Origin of the sequence: Roseomonas indoligenes (assembly GCF_017813365.1) — a bacterium.
In the GTDB taxonomy this organism is placed as follows: domain Bacteria; phylum Pseudomonadota; class Alphaproteobacteria; order Acetobacterales; family Acetobacteraceae; genus Roseomonas; species Roseomonas indoligenes.
In genome coordinates this window covers 135271-150091 of the sequence record NZ_JAGIZA010000010.1, presented here as the reverse complement: position 1 = coordinate 150091, position 14821 = coordinate 135271, and the positions used below count along the sequence as shown (strand labels likewise).

Here is a 14821-nt window from a genome sequence, read left to right as displayed (position 1 = left end):
TGCCATCCCGTAGATGCAACCTCAGATAGAAAATCCGCAGCATCGGTCGCGTTGATAGGGCGAACGTCGCCCTGCTGGCCCTCCCGCAAGGGAGCAGCCTGTCGGATCAGACCGCGAGGGGAGCCGCCTTGTCAGCCTTGACTGTCCTCGCCCCGGCCTCGGCCAGCCCGGAACGTCCACCCCGGACCGTCACCATCGCCTACGCCCTACTCTTCGGCGCCAGCGCGTTGCTGGTCCCGCTGACGGCTTGGCACGAATGGTCGGGCCGTGAGCAGCGGATCGAAGAGGTGCGGACAGCCTCCTCCAACCTCGCCCACTCCCTCGTCCGGGACGCCGAGGGTGACTTCGCGATGGCGGACGTCGCCCTGGTGAGCATGGTGGAGCAACTGGAAGCCGATGGCGCCGGCCCGGCCAGTCTCGGCCAGCTCTCCCGCCTCATGCGCAGGCAGCTCGACAACCAGCCGGAACTGCGGAACTTCTCCGTCTACGGGGCCGATGGGGCGCTGCTGCTCAGCTCCTACGAGTCGCCAACGCAGGGCATCGGCATCGCCGACCGGGACTATTTCCGCCTGCACCGGGAAGATCCCTCCCCCGCCCCCCGCCTCGGCACCGCCGTGCGGAGCCGGCTGGACGGGCAATGGGTGGTCACCCTCTCGCGCCGCTTTCGGAACCGCGATGGCCGGTTCGGCGGCGTGGTCGTCGCGGCCATGGAAATCGGCGCCGTGGCGCGAGGCTTCGTGGGGTTCGACCTCGGGGAACACGGCTCCATCACCCTCGTCCGCGACGACGGAAGGGTCCTCGCACGCACGCCCGCCGACGAGGCGGCGCTCGGCGCTCCCATCCTGAACCGGACGCCGCTGCGGGACTCCGTGGCGAAGCGCGAATCCGGGCGCTTCCACTTCGTCTCTCCGATCGACGGGGTGGACCGCATCGGCGCCTACTGGAGCGGAGAGCGCTTTCCGCTGACCGTGCTGGTCGGCCGGGGGACGCAGGACGTGCTCGGCGCCATGACTTGGCAGGCCCTGGGGCGGATCGCCGTGGCCGCCCTGCTCGCCGCCCTCCTCGCCTTCCTGGGCCGTCGGCTGATCCGCCACGCTCGCCAGCGGCGGGCGGCGGAGCGGACCCTGGCGGACAGCGAGGCGCAGTTCCGCCTGCTGGCGGAGCACGCGAGCGACATGGTCTCCCGCATCGGGCCTGACGGGCGGATCCACTACGCCTCGCCGGCGGCGGCGCGCCTCCTCGGCGTGCCAGCCCGGATGCTGCTGGGGCGCCCCCTGCCGGAACTGGCGGACATGGAGGACCGCCCCGCGCTGCAGTCGGCGCTGGACGGGGCGGCCGGGTCGCGCGCGCCGGTGGACGTGACCTGCCGCATCACCCGGCCGGATGGAGGCCGTGGCTGGATGGAGACCACCCTTCAGCAGGTCCGCGCGGGCGAGGAACCCGAGCGCGGCGGCTTCGTCGCCGTCTCCCGTGACGTGACGGAGCGCCGATTGATGCAGGAGCGCATGGCGGAACTGGCCGCGACGGACGGACTGACCGGCCTGGCCAACCGCCGCCGTTTCGACGAGGCCCTGGCGACGGAATGGCGCCGCGCCGCGCGCGAGGGCACTTGGCTGGCCCTGCTGCTGCTGGACGTGGACCGCTTCAAGATGTTCAACGACCGCTACGGGCACCTGGCGGGGGATGATGCGCTGCGCGCCGTAGCCCGCGCCCTGGAGGCCACGATCCGCCGCCCCGCCGACCTTGCCGCCCGCTACGGCGGGGAGGAGTTCGCGGTGATCCTTCCCGTCACCGACGCAGCCGGCGCGCGCGAGGTTGCCGAGCAGGCCCGTTCCGCCATCGCGCGAGCCGGCATTGCCCACGAGGCGAACGAGTCCGGGATGTTGACGGCGAGCATCGGCGTTGCGGCGGCGCAGCCGGACTCCGCCACGCAGCCGGAGCCCTCCATTCTCGTCGCCGCGGCCGATGCCGCGCTCTACGAGGCCAAGCGCACCGGGCGGAACCGCGTCGTGCAGGCGCCCTCCATCACCGTGATGCAGGCCCGGCGCAGCGCCGGAAGCGGCACACGCTAGAGCCGAGGGGCGCGGTAGGCGGGGAAATATCCCCTTGTGGCATGCCCGGCCGAGAGCCGGGCATAGGCCACCTCGTCCAGAACCCGGCCGCAGAGATGCGCGACGCGTGACGCGTTGGAGAAGCCGCGCTTGAAACCCGCGAGACCGTCCCCCGCATCATCCGCCAGCCCGGCGCCGCCCCCCAGGTCGATGGCGTCATGTGCGCCGAAGCTCTCGATGGCAGCTGCGTAGAGGGCGTAGGGCGCACCGGCGCGGTATCCCGCGGCGTCCGTCGCGGCCAGATGGCTGTAGGCCACGCGGCCGTCATCCACCCAGAGGTGCATGCCGATCACCTCCCCCGTCGTGTTCGCCGCAAGAAAGGCATGCAGACCCTCGGTCTCCGCCAGGGCTTCGAAAGAGGCGCGGGGATAGTCGTGAATCCCGGTGATGCCATGCCGCCGGGTGAGCTCGCAGTAGAGCCGGCACCATTCGTCCAAGTGGTCTCGCAGAGCGACCGGGCGCACCCGGCATTTCCGGTTGGCCAGGCGAATGCATCCGCGATGGTGCGCGCTGGGCGCGAAGGCACCGGCGCTGCGCTCCACCGTCCAGTGGGTCTTGAACGGGGTGACGATATCGAAGGCCGCACGCAGCCCGCCCGTCGTTGGCGTCCGCAAGGGATCCGCCACCAGCACCGCGCTGACGGCACCGGCCCCGCGCAACAACTCCATTCCCGCCCGCAGGTCGGCCCCCTCCCCCACCGCACCGAAGGGGTGCGGGCCGGCCGCGTCCAAGGCGTTCCCCGGCGCATCCCGCAGCAGCATGGCGCCCTTCCAGGGCTCCACCCAGATCGGGCGGCCCACATGCGCGAGGGTCCCGGCGTAGCCGAGGCTGGCATAGGGATGCGCCGCCACGATCAGCCGCCCGCTGCCCGCCGTGCCACGCCGCAGATGTAATCCACCTGCGTCGCCGTCATGTCCCGCCAGAAAGGTAGGCCGAGGGCCCGGCGCGCGATCGCTTCCGTGACGGGCAGCGGATCGCGCGGGCAATCCGCATAGGCAGGATTGGCGTGGCAGCCGTCCCCCCACCAGCGCAGCGTCCCGATCCCTTCCCGCGCAAGCGCCGCCGCACCCGCCGCTGCATCGCTCGACCAAAGCACCGAAAGCGTTGCGCTGACCCAGTCCTCGCCGAAGCCCGGCGAGGCCTTGAGGCCCGCATCCTGCAGGGCAGCCGCGTAGTGGCGCGTGATCGAGAGCCAGCCGGCCCGCGTCTCCGGCCAGGCATCCATGGCGGCCAGGCCGATGGCGGCCGCGTATTCCGACATCTTCGCATTGGTGCCCGCCAGCACCGCGTCGCGCGAGCCGAGGAAGCCGAAGTTGGAGAGGCGCCGAAGCCGCTCCAGCCACGCCGCGTCCCGCGATAACACCGCCCCGCCCTCCCCGATGCCGAAGGACTTCGTCGCGTGCAGGCTGACAATCACCGGCGCACGGCCAACCACCATCGCCCCCCCTGCACGCAGCGCATCGAAGGCGGCGGCGGCATCGACGATCACGGGAACCCCGGTGCGAGCCGAGAGCGCGTCCCAGCGCGCCAGGTCCAATGGCCGGCCGAAGGGCGCGACGACGAGGATGGCCCCCATCTCGCAGAGATCGGGCCGCGCCTCCACCGCTTCCGGGTCCAGAGCCCAGGTGCCCGCATCCACATCGGCGAAATGCGGCACCAGCCCCGCCTCCCGCGCCGCGCCGGCGGTGGCGACGAAGGTCCAGGCCGGCATCAGGCATTTTCGCCCGGGCGCGACGCCCGTGGCGCGCAGCGCAAGGGCCAGGGCGAGTGTGGCGTTCGCCGTCAGCGCCACCTCCTCCCCACCCATGCCCCAATGCGCCGCCAGGCGCGATTGCAGCCGCAGCCAGAGCAGACCGTGATTGGCGTACCAGTGGTTCGCATCGATCTCCCTCAGGTAGGGTAGGATTGCCTCGGCCGCGGGCAGGCGCGGGCGGGCCACGGGAATACCAGGCGCTGCAAAGCCCCGTGCCAGGACCAACGGGCGGGCAGTATCGGCGAAACGCGTCGCATCCAAGGGCATGGTGACGCTCCTGATCGTCCTGATCGGGTGCCGCGCGGCGGGCGGCATCGGGAAGCCTAGGCGGCGAATCTTTCCAGGCGGTTTCCGGCGCGCACGAGATCGGCCAGTTCAACCAGGGCGCGGAGAAAGGCCTCCGGCGGGAAGTCGCGCTCCGCGACGGCCAGGGCGGCCGCGGCGTCCGCGTCTCGGTCCGCGGAGTCATGAAAGATCGCCGCCATGCGCTCGGTCAGATCCGGCGCCGTCCATTCGAGGCCGTGGAAGGCGGAAAGCTCGGCGAAATGCGCGCGGGTATAGGCGTTGCTGTCGGAGGCGACGCAGGCGCGCGCCGCGAAGCCGCCGGCCACGCGCTCATGCACGCCGCCTCCGAAGTTTGGCGTGGTGCTGACGACGATCTGCGTGTCCGCATAAAGCGCGGGCAGCTCAGCGGCGTGAACCGCGGGGCGCAGCGTCGCGCGCGCGCCCGCATCGCCCAGGTGGTCCCAGCCGCGGCCGATGATCAGTGCGTCCAGCGGCAGCAGCGCGCGGGCAAAGGCGTTGGATCGCAGCGCACGCGTGTGCATGTCCACCTGGAAGGCGAGCGCGAAAAGGATCTCCAGCCGCTCCTCAAGGTGCAGGCCGTTCGCGCGGGCCGCCTCGATCACCAGATCGGTGATGTCGCCGGTCGGGCGCCGCGCCGCCTCCGCAGCCGCGTCGTTCAGGGCGCGGCGCAGGGGGGCGGGCCAGCCCTCCCATTCCGCGCGACGGCGGGCAGGATCCTCGCCGGTCTTCACGAAAACCATGCGGTGCGGGCGGCGGGACCAGGGCGTCCGTTCCCGGAACGGGTTGGGCAGCACGCCGAAGGGCAGCAGGGCGGAAATCTGGGGCGAGCGGATGAGGCGCCGCTGCACCGCCAGCCAGTCCTCCATCATGTAGCCGTTCGCCACCCAGCGGGAGGCGACGAGATGGTTCGCCGGCAGTTGGCAGGGCGTATCGGCGAGGACGGAGATGAAGGGGACCTGCAGCATGTCCCAGAGATTCCCCTCCCCGGCCGAAAGGGTGGCGCCGATCCCGGCGGAGCCCCAGGCCAGGGCGATCCCGTCCCGCGCCAGGGGCAGCAGGCGGTCGGTCCAGCCGGGCTGGTGCAGGTCGATGACGTGGCCCTGTAGCCCCATGGGCTCCAGCCGCCGCATGAAGGCGCCGTTCAGCTCGGCGAGGATGCCGTTCTCGTTCTCGCCGATGAAGGTGACGACATGCCCGGCCATCCTGGCCCCCTGCTGAAGCGGGCGCAGGATGCGGCTGGACCGGTTAAGCGGCGCTGAAGCCGGGCATTCGGGTTTGCGCCGCCGCCAGCCGCGCCAGGGCGGGGGAGAGGCGGGCGGCCAGCGCCAGCGCGCCCGGCGCCCGGTCCAGCCCGCGCGCCAGCAGCCCGGCCCAGCGCATCGGCCGGTCCAGGCGGTGGTCCAGCGCCGCGTGGCAGGCCGGGGCGGGGCGGCCGGCCAGGATTGCCCGCGCCGCCTCCTCCCCGCCCGCCAGGGCCATGGCCACGCCGTCCCCGGCCAGCGAGGGCACCACCGCGAACTGGTCGCCCACGCGATAGAGGCCCGGATCGGGCGAAGGCCCGTCGCGGTGGCGGAAACCATAAGGCACGCCGGCCACGGCCATCGGGCGTGGCAGCAGCGGCTCCGCGCCCCGCAGCAGCTCCGCCGCCCGGGCCGAGCCGGCGGAGACGCGCGCCAGCAGCGCCCGCGAATCCGCCGCCTCCACCCTCTGAAGAGCAGCGCAGAGATTTGCGCCGCCACCGGGCCGGGGCTGCAGCCCGGCATAGCCGCCCCGGAAGGGAAGCAGCATCACCGCTTCCGGCAGCGGCGCCGCAAGCTGCAACGGCAGCTTCAGCCCGACCGCCCCACCCAGCTTCGGCCGGGCATGGCCGCGCAGCTCGTGCTTGCCGGTGGCCAGCACCAGCGCGCCGCCGCGCAGCAGATCCCCGCCGGAAAGCCGCGCGCACCAATCCGCCCCGTCCCGCCAGGCGGTGGAGACGGCGGCGCCGCGCAGGACCTTCGCCCCCGATTCGATGGCCAGCGCCAGGAGGGCTTCGTCCAGGACGGCGCGCGGCAGGCTCCAGGCGCCGAAGGGCAACCTCCAGCCCGCCTCATGGCGCCCCGCCGCGAGCCGGGCCCCTTCGATGGGCAGGGCGCCCAGTGCGGGCAGCGACAGGCCCAGCCCGTCCAACAGCGCCGCGGCGTCGGGCCCGAGGAACTCGCCGCAGACTTTCTCCCGCGCCGCCGCCTCGCGCTCCACAAGGGTCACCCGCGCCCTGCCTCTCGCCAGGAGGATCGCCGCCGCGGCCCCGGCCGGACCGCCGCCGATCACCAAGACCTCCGTCACTTCGGCCCCGGGCCGGAGACGATCCAGCGGAAGGGGAAGGCCCAGCGCAGATCGGCGCGCACGCCCGCGCGGTCGATCAGCCCCTGCCAGTCCGCGCGGGAGAAGCCGCGGACGATGGAGACGGTGCTGTCATGCACCACCATCGGGTCCATCCGCAGCAGCCGCACCCCCGCCCAGACAGCCGCCCAGGGAACCGGGTGCCGGTGCAGGTCGCTGACGAGCCATCCCAGTCGCGCCCGCTTCTCCATCCAGCGCAGGAAGCGCACCAGCGCGGCGTCGTCGAGGTGATGGGCGAAGAGGGAGCAGACCACCACGTCGAACCGCTCGGCCGGGTCCAGCGCAAAGAGGTCGGCGGTGATCCAGCGCGCGGTCAGGTCCGGGTGGCGCGCCCGCGCATGGGCCTCCGCATGGGGGGAACGATCCAGCGCCGCCAGCTCCACCGCCACGCCCCGGCGCGCGCCCCAATCCGCCACGCGCGCCAGCATGTCGCCGCCGCCGGCGCCAACATCCAGAACGCTCAGCCGCCGCGCGCCCTCCCGTCGAGCCAGCGCGTCCAGCCAGCGCAGCGTGGGGCGATAAGCCAGGCTCATGCGGTTGATCCGCTCCAGGTCCTTCAGCGCGCCGGAGAAAGCAGCGAAGTTCTGCGCCGAATCGTCCATGATCTCCGGCGCATCCGACCGCGCGCGGAACATCACACCGTCTCGAAGCGCATCGTCTCGGCCGAGAGGCCGGGGCCGAAGGCCATGGCGATGCCGCGACGCCCCCTCTCCCGCTCCGCCAGCATCGCCCGCATCACGAACATGATCGTGGGGGAGGACATGTTCCCGTGCCCTTCCAGCACGGCGCGGGAGGCGGCGAGCGCGCCCTGGGGCGGCCGGCAGGATTCCTCCACCGCGTCCAGCACGGACCGGCCGCCGGGATGGATGGCCCATAGGTCGAAGGCGGCGGGCTCCGCCCCGTCCAGCAGGGCCGGCAGGCGCTGCGGAAGGGCGCGGGCGAGGCTTTTTGGCACCTCGCCGGAGAGCACCATGTCGAAACCGTTGTCGGCCACGCGCCAGGCGATCTGCTCGCTCGCCTCCGGCATCAGGGCGCAGCGGAAGCCGTCCAGCCGTAGCCCCTCCGGATCGGCGCTGACGAGCGCGGCGGAGCAGCCATCGCCGAAGAGGAGGAAGCAGAGGAGCTGCTCCACCTCCGGCCGTTCCTGCAGGTGCAGGGTGCAGAGTTCCAGGTTCACCACCAGCACCCGCGCGGCCGGATCCGCCCGCACGGCATCATGGGCCGCCCGTAGCGCAACGATGGCGGCCTGACAGCCCATGAAGCCGATATTCGTGCGCGCCACGCTCTCCTCCAGCCCCAGCCGGGCGGCGATGGCGTGGTCCAGCCCGGGTGCGGCGAAGCCGGTGCAGGAGGCGGTGATGAGATGCGTGATCCCTTCCACTGGCCCCAGAGCCTCCAGCGCGCGGAAGGCCAGGGCCGGCGCCTCCGCCTCCCATCGGACCATGCGGGCGCGGGTGGAGGGGAAGCCCCCGGGGGCGTAGAAGCCCTCCGCGTCCACCAGCCCCGGGCGGCCATCGGGCTCCAGCACGCTCCAGCGGCGGGCAATGCCGGCACGGTCCGCCATGCGGGAGAAGAGGCGGCGTTCCCGCCCCTCGGGGATCAGCCCTTCCGCGAAGGCGCGGAAGGTGCCGTGGACCTCATGGCGCGGCGTGGCCGTGCCGATGCGGTTGAGGAAAACTGGGGCCATCCCCGGGCAAATCGGGACGACGCCAGGAATTATCAGGGGTGCGGCCTCAGAAGATCGCCGGGATCAGCGCCAGCTCGGCCCCGGGGCTTTGCGGACACGGTTGTTCACCTCCTCGGCGGAGACGATGCTGCCCTCCCAGAACTCGTCGATCAGGTCGCGGTTCGCCATCACCCAGGCGGAGACCCGGTCGAAATCGTTCTGGCCCAGGCCGCCGCTGACCTGCATCACGATCGGTTCCACCATCAGGATGGTCAGCCGGTCCGTGTCCATGCGCGTGCCGGGGGTGACGCCGATGAGGATGTTCTCGTCCCCGTGCCCGCGCCGCAGCCAGACCACCTGCGGCAGCCCGGTGAGGTGGGAACGCAGGCGGACCATGTCGTCCACGATCGCGTCCACGCCCCCTTCCCCGCCTTCGTCACGGCGGTTGCGGCGGTCGTCGCGGCCGCGATCCTCGCGGGGCCGGTCGTCGCGGGAGCGTTCGTCACGGGACCGCTCGTCGCGAGGACGGTCATCCCGAGGCCGCTCGTCACGGAAACGCTCCTCGCGAGGCCGCTCATCGCGCGGACGGTCATCGCGCCGGCGCTCCTCGCGCGGGCGCACCTCCTCCTCCGCCACGGCGGACACCGGGCGGGGCGGGGCAGCGGGCGCATCGGGAACCGGCGCCGCTTCAACCGGCCGCACGACCGGGGCAGGAACGGGGTCCGCCACGGGAACGGCCGCCGCGGGCACCGGTGCCGGAGCCGGAGCCGCCTCGACCGGAGCAGGGGCTTCCTGCGGCTGCGCCTGGCGCACGCTCACGCCGTCATTATCCACCGCGAGTTCGATCGACAGATCCGCCTCGAAGACGAGGCGGAGCGCGCCCTCGAAGGCATCGCGGAAGGCTGCGGCGGCTGCACCCGGCACACCGAAACGGGCCTGCAGCTCCGGCCAGGGCGAGGTCACGGTCCCGTCCGCGCCGGCGCGGGCCAGGGCTTCGCGCGTCCAGGCATGGGCGTCCATCGCCTCGGCGGAACCCGAGAGGGCGCGCAGGATGCCGCGGTCCAGCGGCACGGCGCTCGTCTCAAGGCTCGCCAGGAAACGCGCGTTCAGCTTCACCTGCGCGGGCCAGCCACCGCCGCGCGGGCGGCTGCGGGCGTCCAGCACGGCCAGTTCCGGCCCGCCATCCACGGAGGCGGTGATCCGGGCGCCGAGAAGCCGGTCCATCTGCTCGGCGAGCGGGGCCGCTGCGCCGTCGGACAGGCCCATTCGCGCGGCCAGCGATGCCGCGTCGGCGCCCAGCGCCACGGTGGCTCCGCCGGCGCGCAGCGCGGAGTCGCAGAGATAGGCGAGCAGCAGGCGCAGCCCCGGCCCGTCCGGCAATGTATCCCCCGCCGCGCCCGGGGCGATGCGGATGGTGGCATCCACCCCCTCGCGCCGCCACGCCTCCACCCCCGGCTCAACCGGAAGGGCAAGGCGGCAGAACGCCGCGTGGTGCCAGAGGACGGATTCGGGCGCGGACGCGCGATCGGCTTCCGCCGCAACGGCAGGATCGGTACGGGACGTCATGGACGGCAGATGTACTCGAGAGGAATGAGGACGGGGGTCGCGCGGCACGCGCCGAAAGAGAGGCGACCAGACGATCAGCCAGATAATGGGCGCAAGGCGCGGCGGCAAGCCCGGCCTGATGCCGGATCGCCGCCGCGCGTCCTGTTCGGCCAACCTGTGGCGTCGGCCGTACCGGAGGAAAGAGGGACTCCTCCTCTCCAGGACGCCTCACGATCATCTTTTCCGCGACGTCAAAATGATCCCGCTCACGGTGCGATTCGGCTCATTCAGGCCCGAAGAAAGGGGCTGAGAGGACGCGGCTTCCCGATGGGGCAGCGCGTCAGCCGCGACCGGGGACAGAAAACATCTTATGAGGACCGGCTCCTGCCGGAGAGCCCGCATCCTGTGCGGGGCGGCGGCCCGGCTCCACGCGGGGCCGGGCGCGCGGGCCCCCGGGCCGGCGAACCGGCCCGGATGCCTGGAAAGGCGCCGTCAGACGGCCTCCTTCAGTTCCTTGGCGGGCCGGAAGGCGATCTTCTTGGAGGCAGCGATCTGGATCTGCTCGCCCGTGGCGGGGTTGCGACCCATGCGGGCGGGGCGGGACTTCACCTCGAGGATGCCGAGGCCGTTGATCCGGATCTTCGCGCCTTCCTTCAGGTGATCCGCCAGGGAAGCGACGAAGTCGTTGACCAGGGTCTCGGCCTGCTTCTTCGGCATGTCGTGGCTCTCCGCCAGGGAAGCCGCGAGCTGCTTCAGGCTGACCACCGCGGCGGCCGCGGGCTTCGCCGCCGCATCCTTCGCGGGAGCCTTCGCTGCCGGAGCCTTCGCCGCAGGCTTCTTGGGTGCCGCTGCCTTTGCCATGTGATCCGCCTAATGTCTGTTGCGCGTGGTCGCAGAAATCACCACGAAGCCGGGGGGGCCAACAAGTGGGATGCCGAATTTTCCCAATAAACCGGGGTGAAATCGGCATTCCCGCCACACTTCCCGTTTACGACTCGGGAACGTTGCGCCGCAGCTCGGCCAGCCAGGCCGTCGCGTTCCCGTCGGACGGCGCGCGCCAATCCCCGCGCGGGGAGAGGGAGCCGCCAGCCGCCACCTTCGGGCCGTTGGGCATGGCGGAACGCTTGAACTGCGCGAATCCGAAGAACCGGCCGAGGAAGACCTCCAGCCAGCGGCGGATGGTCGGAAGGTCGTAGGCACCGCGCCGCTCCTCCGGGAAGTGGGGCGGCCAGGCGCCGCGGGCGGCGTCGCCCCAGGCCCGCAATGCCAGGAAGGCGGTCTTGGAGGGGCGGAAGCCGTAGCGCAGCGTGTAGAACAGGTTGAAGTCCTGTAGCGCGTAGGGGCCGATCTTCGATTCGGTGCTCTGGATGGCGCCGCCGGCATCCGCCGGCACCAGCTCCGGCGAGATCTCCGTGTTCAGCACGTCGTGCAGGATGGCGGAGACCTCGGCCTCGAATATCCCTTCCTCCGCTACCCAGCGGATGAGGTGCTGGATCAGCGTCTTCGGAACGCCGGCATTGACGTTGTAGTGCGACATCTGGTCGCCGACGCCATAGGTGCACCAGCCCAGCGCAAGTTCCGACAGGTCGCCGGTGCCGAGGACGATGCCGTTCTCGTTGTTCGCGGCGCGGAAAAGGTAGTCGGTGCGGAGCCCGGCCTGCACGTTCTCGAAGGTCACGTCATAGACCGGCTCGCCGCCCGCGAAGCGGTGGCCGAGGTCCTTCAGCATCTGCGTGGCGGCGGGGCGGATATCCAGCTCCCGTGCGTCAATTCCCAGCGCCCTCATCAGCCCGTGCGCGGCGTTCTTCGTGCCGGCGCTGGTGCCGAAGCCCGGCATGGTGAAGCCGATGATGTCGGTGCGCGGCCGCTTCATCAGGTCCATCGCGCGCGCGGCGACAATCAGCGCCTGCGTGGAATCCAGCCCGCCGGAGACGCCGATGACGATCTTCGGATTGCCGATGGCGGTCAGCCGCTGGACCAGGCCGGAGACCTGGATGGCATAGGCCTCGTAGCAATCCTGGCTGAGCCGCGCGGGATCGGCGGGCACGAAAGGGAAGCGCTCCACCCGCCGCTCGAAGCCGATATCCTCCATCGGCGGGTCAAGCCGGAACGTCATCCGGCGGAAGGGGCGCGCGTGGATGCGGCGGTTGTCGTCGAAGGTGCCCTGCCGAGCCCGCTCCTGCCGGAGCATGTCGAGGTCGACATCGGCGAAGACCGTCTGCCCCTCGGCGGGGAAGCGCTCGCTCTCCGCCAGCGTGGCCCCGTTCTCGAAGACGGAGACCTGGCCGTCCCAGGCGAGATCGGTGGTCGATTCGCCTGTCCCCGCCGCGGCGTAGATATAGGCCCCTATGCAGCGCGCGGATTGCGAGGCGCAGAGCAGCCTGCGCGTATCCGCCTTCCCGACCGTGATGTTGCTGGCCGAGAGATTCGCCAGCACCACCGCCCCGGCCAGCGCGCCGGCATTGCTCGGCGGGTCGGGAACCCAGAGGTCCTCGCAGATCTCGGCGTGGATCACGAGTCCGGGCAGGTCCTCAGCGGCGAAGATCTGGTCGGGGCCGAAGGGGGCCTCGTGGCCGCCGATGCGGATCGTCCCGCCCTCCGTTCCCGCGCCGGAGGCGAACCACCGCCGCTCGTAGAACTCGCGGTAGTTCGGCAGGTGGATCTTCGGCACCACCCCGAGCAGTCGGCCGCGATGGATCACCAGGGCACAGTTGTAGACCCGCCCCATGTAGCGCAGCGGTGCGCCCACCATCAGCACGGGCAAAAGATCCGCCGATTCGGCGACGAGCCGCGCGGCCTCCTCCTCCACCGCGTCCAGCAGCACGTCCTGCAGGTGCAGGTCGTCGATGGCGTAGCCGGAGAGGCCGAGTTCGGGGAACACGGCCAGGGCCGCGCCGCGCGCGTGGCACTCCCGCGCGGCGGCCAGGATCGAGGTTGCGTTCGCGGCCGGATCGGCCAGGCGGACCCGCGTGGTGCAGGCCGCGACCCGCGCGAAGCCGTGACGGTAGAGGGCGTGGAAGCTCATGATGTCGGACTGAACGATCCCGGGCCGCCCGCGTTGGCGGGGTGACGCAACTTCATCCGCCCGGCACGGGGGCGCAACCCGCGTCGCGGCGCCCTTTCCCTGCCCCAGGGTGATGCGGCGCCGCATCGCGGGCCTGGCTTCCGCGGCGGGACGATCCGCGCCATGCGATACCTGTCCAGTAACGCCCGCCCAGTACGGAAACGTCCGACAATGCCCGATATGAGCGCGCCGGTCGCCGCCACCACCGTCCCGCCGGCCCGTCCCGTCCCCCGCCGCATCGTCTTCGCGGGCGCGATGCTGTCCATGCTGCTGGCCGCGCTCGACCAGAACATCGTCAACACCGCCCTGCCACGCATGGTGGCCGATCTCGGGGGAATGGCGCACCTCTCCTGGGTGGTCACGGCCTTCATGCTGTCCTCCACCGTCACCACCCCGCTCTACGGCAAGCTGTCCGACACCTATGGCCGCCGGAAGCTCTTCCTCGTGGCGATCGGGCTGTTCCTCGCGGGCTCCTTTCTCTGCGGCGCGGCGGGGTCGATGGGGCAGCTCATCCTGTTCCGCGCCCTCCAGGGGCTGGGCGCGGGCGGGCTGCTGGTGCTGGCCCAGGCCTCGGTGGGCGATGTGATCCCGCCGCGGGAGAGGCCGCGCTACCAGGGCCTCTTCACCGGCGTCTTCGCCCTGGCCAGCGTGGCGGGGCCGCTGCTCGGTGGCTTCATCACCTCCGCCTTCTCCTGGCGCTGGGTCTTCTACGTGAACCTGCCGCTCGGGGCGGTGGCGCTGCTGCTGATCGGATTCGGGCTCCGCACGCCGCCCTCAGGCCAGCGCAAGCCGCTGGACCTGCCGGGGGTCCTGCTGATGGCGGGGTTCACGGCCACGCTGCTGCTCTACCTCGCCTGGGGCGGCACGGAATTCCCCTGGGCCTCCCTCCCCAGTGCGGGGATGGCGGCGCTGGTGCTCCTTCTCCTCATCGGCTTCCTCTGGCGGGAGAGCCGGGCGGAAGACCCGCTCGTCCGGCTCGGCCTGTTCCGCAACCCCGTCTTCGCCCGCGGCGTGGCGGTGGGCGGGATGATGGTTTTCGCCATGCTCGGCTCCACGGTCTTCCTTCCCCTCTATTTCCAGCTCGTCCTGGGGATGACCCCGGCGGGGGCTGGGGCGATGATGCTGCCGCAGGTGGCGGGAATGGTGCTGACCTCCATCCTCGGCGGGCAAGCGGCCGCGCGGCTGGGCAAGAACAAGATCTTCCTGCTCTGGGGCATCGGGCTGGAGGCGGTGGCGCTCTGCGGCTTGGCCGCCTTCTCCTGGCTCGCCGCCCCGCCCGCGGTTTTCCTCGTCGCGCTGGCCCTGCTGGGGCTCGGCATGGGAATGGGGATGCCGAACCTCACCACCGCCGTGCAAAACGCGGTAGCCTACAAGGAGCTCGGCGCGGCGACGGGGGCGATGACCTTCCTGCGCTCCCTCGGCGGGGCTGTCGGGGTGGCGGCCTCCGGCGCCATCCTCGCCGCGCGCCTCGTCGGGCCGGTCGATGTGGAGGCGATCACGCGCGGCGGGGCCGCCGCCCTCACCGCCCTGACGCCGGAGCAGCACGCGGTGCTTTCCAATGCCTACCGCACCGCCCTGCTCGGCTGCTTCACCCTCAGCGCCGTCGTGATGACGGCCGCCTTCTTTCTCGTCCTGGGGCTGCCCGAGCAGACGCTGCGCGCCTCGGTGGAGGAGAGCCCGGCCTGAACCCCCTCCCCCGCCCGGCGTTCCCGGCCTGTAGGGCGCGATCGGCGCCAGAACAGGAGACCCGGGTCATGAGCGAGCGCGAGGAAAGCTTCGAGGAGCGTGTCCGCCGGCTGGAGCGCCGGCGCGTGGGCCCGGAGGACGGAGAGGTCCGCAAGCAGCGGGGCGAGGCCGAGGAGCGGATGGAAACGGCCGAGGACGAGGCGGTCCAGCCCGGCGAGATGCAGCCCGGCGAGACGCAGCCTGGACCGGCGCCGCAAGGTCCCGCATCCCCCTCGGGGCTGCCCTGATCCCCTCCCCTGTCGCAGGGG

At 72.0% G+C, this 14821-nt stretch carries 12 protein-coding genes; 3 read left to right on the top strand and 9 right to left on the bottom strand.

Annotated features, from left to right (window positions below):
- Window positions 1–128 precede the first annotated feature (128 nt).
- The gene (locus J5Y10_RS16920; RefSeq protein WP_209375204.1) at window positions 129–2072 is read left to right on the top strand and encodes a sensor domain-containing diguanylate cyclase; all 1944 of its coding nucleotides are present in this window, start codon (window positions 129–131) and stop codon (window positions 2070–2072) included.
- On the opposite strand, the gene J5Y10_RS16915 is transcribed toward J5Y10_RS16920, so the two are convergent.
- The 9 genes from J5Y10_RS16915 to J5Y10_RS16875 form a co-directional block, all read right to left on the bottom strand.
- Window positions 2069–2962, bottom strand: coding sequence for a GNAT family N-acetyltransferase (locus J5Y10_RS16915; protein WP_209375203.1), 894 nt, complete (start codon window positions 2960–2962; stop codon window positions 2069–2071). The genes J5Y10_RS16920 and J5Y10_RS16915 overlap by 4 nt on opposite strands.
- Before the next feature lie 2 nt (window positions 2963–2964).
- Complete coding sequence (locus J5Y10_RS16910) at window positions 2965–4131, bottom strand: aminotransferase class I/II-fold pyridoxal phosphate-dependent enzyme (RefSeq protein ID WP_209375202.1); 1167 nt, start codon at window positions 4129–4131, stop codon at window positions 2965–2967.
- A gap of 56 nt (window positions 4132–4187) precedes the next feature.
- The gene (locus J5Y10_RS16905) at window positions 4188–5372 is read right to left on the bottom strand and encodes a hypothetical protein (RefSeq protein ID WP_209375201.1); all 1185 of its coding nucleotides are present in this window, start codon (window positions 5370–5372) and stop codon (window positions 4188–4190) included.
- Between the two features lie 43 nt (window positions 5373–5415).
- Complete coding sequence (locus tag J5Y10_RS16900) at window positions 5416–6495, bottom strand: NAD(P)/FAD-dependent oxidoreductase (protein WP_209375200.1); 1080 nt, start codon at window positions 6493–6495, stop codon at window positions 5416–5418.
- Window positions 6492–7187, bottom strand: a complete 696-nt coding sequence (locus tag J5Y10_RS16895) for a methyltransferase domain-containing protein (protein WP_209375199.1) — start codon at window positions 7185–7187, stop codon at window positions 6492–6494. The genes J5Y10_RS16900 and J5Y10_RS16895 overlap by 4 nt, the downstream gene beginning before the upstream one ends.
- Entirely contained in the window at window positions 7187–8239 is a 1053-nt protein-coding gene (locus tag J5Y10_RS16890) for a type III polyketide synthase (protein WP_209375198.1), read from the bottom strand. The genes J5Y10_RS16895 and J5Y10_RS16890 overlap by 1 nt, the downstream gene beginning before the upstream one ends.
- 63 nt (window positions 8240–8302) lie before the next feature.
- The gene (locus J5Y10_RS16885) at window positions 8303–9784 is read right to left on the bottom strand and encodes a replication initiation protein (RefSeq protein ID WP_209375197.1); all 1482 of its coding nucleotides are present in this window, start codon (window positions 9782–9784) and stop codon (window positions 8303–8305) included.
- Between the two features lie 471 nt (window positions 9785–10255).
- Complete coding sequence (locus J5Y10_RS16880) at window positions 10256–10624, bottom strand: HU family DNA-binding protein (RefSeq protein WP_209375196.1); 369 nt, start codon at window positions 10622–10624, stop codon at window positions 10256–10258.
- Between the two features lie 127 nt (window positions 10625–10751).
- Window positions 10752–12788: an NAD(+) synthase gene (locus tag J5Y10_RS16875; protein ID WP_209375195.1), complete on the bottom strand. Its 2037-nt coding sequence runs from the start codon at window positions 12786–12788 to the stop codon at window positions 10752–10754.
- A gap of 210 nt (window positions 12789–12998) precedes the next feature.
- On the opposite strand from J5Y10_RS16875, the gene J5Y10_RS16870 reads away from it, so the two are divergent.
- The gene (locus J5Y10_RS16870; protein WP_245214801.1) at window positions 12999–14513 is read left to right on the top strand and encodes a DHA2 family efflux MFS transporter permease subunit; all 1515 of its coding nucleotides are present in this window, start codon (window positions 12999–13001) and stop codon (window positions 14511–14513) included.
- Between the two features lie 68 nt (window positions 14514–14581).
- Window positions 14582–14800: a hypothetical protein gene (locus J5Y10_RS16865; RefSeq protein ID WP_209375193.1), complete on the top strand. Its 219-nt coding sequence runs from the start codon at window positions 14582–14584 to the stop codon at window positions 14798–14800.
- Window positions 14801–14821: the final 21 nt, after the last annotated feature.

Excerpts from the sequence above, each read along its gene's own strand:
- J5Y10_RS16910 (WP_209375202.1), bottom strand. The coding sequence starts at position 4,131 with ATGCCCTTGGATGCGACGCGTTTCGCCGATACTGCCCGCCCGTTGGTC.
- J5Y10_RS16905 (WP_209375201.1), bottom strand. The coding sequence starts at position 5,372 with ATGGCCGGGCATGTCGTCACCTTCATCGGCGAGAACGAGAACGGCATC.
- J5Y10_RS16895 (WP_209375199.1), bottom strand. The coding sequence starts at position 7,187 with ATGTTCCGCGCGCGGTCGGATGCGCCGGAGATCATGGACGATTCGGCG.
- J5Y10_RS16890 (WP_209375198.1), bottom strand. The coding sequence starts at position 8,239 with ATGGCCCCAGTTTTCCTCAACCGCATCGGCACGGCCACGCCGCGCCAT.
- J5Y10_RS16885 (WP_209375197.1), bottom strand. The coding sequence starts at position 9,784 with ATGACGTCCCGTACCGATCCTGCCGTTGCGGCGGAAGCCGATCGCGCG.
- J5Y10_RS16880 (WP_209375196.1), bottom strand. The coding sequence starts at position 10,624 with ATGGCAAAGGCAGCGGCACCCAAGAAGCCTGCGGCGAAGGCTCCGGCA.
- J5Y10_RS16875 (WP_209375195.1), bottom strand. The coding sequence starts at position 12,788 with ATGAGCTTCCACGCCCTCTACCGTCACGGCTTCGCGCGGGTCGCGGCC.
- J5Y10_RS16870 (WP_245214801.1), top strand. The coding sequence starts at position 12,999 with ATGCCCGATATGAGCGCGCCGGTCGCCGCCACCACCGTCCCGCCGGCC.
- J5Y10_RS16865 (WP_209375193.1), top strand. The coding sequence starts at position 14,582 with ATGAGCGAGCGCGAGGAAAGCTTCGAGGAGCGTGTCCGCCGGCTGGAG.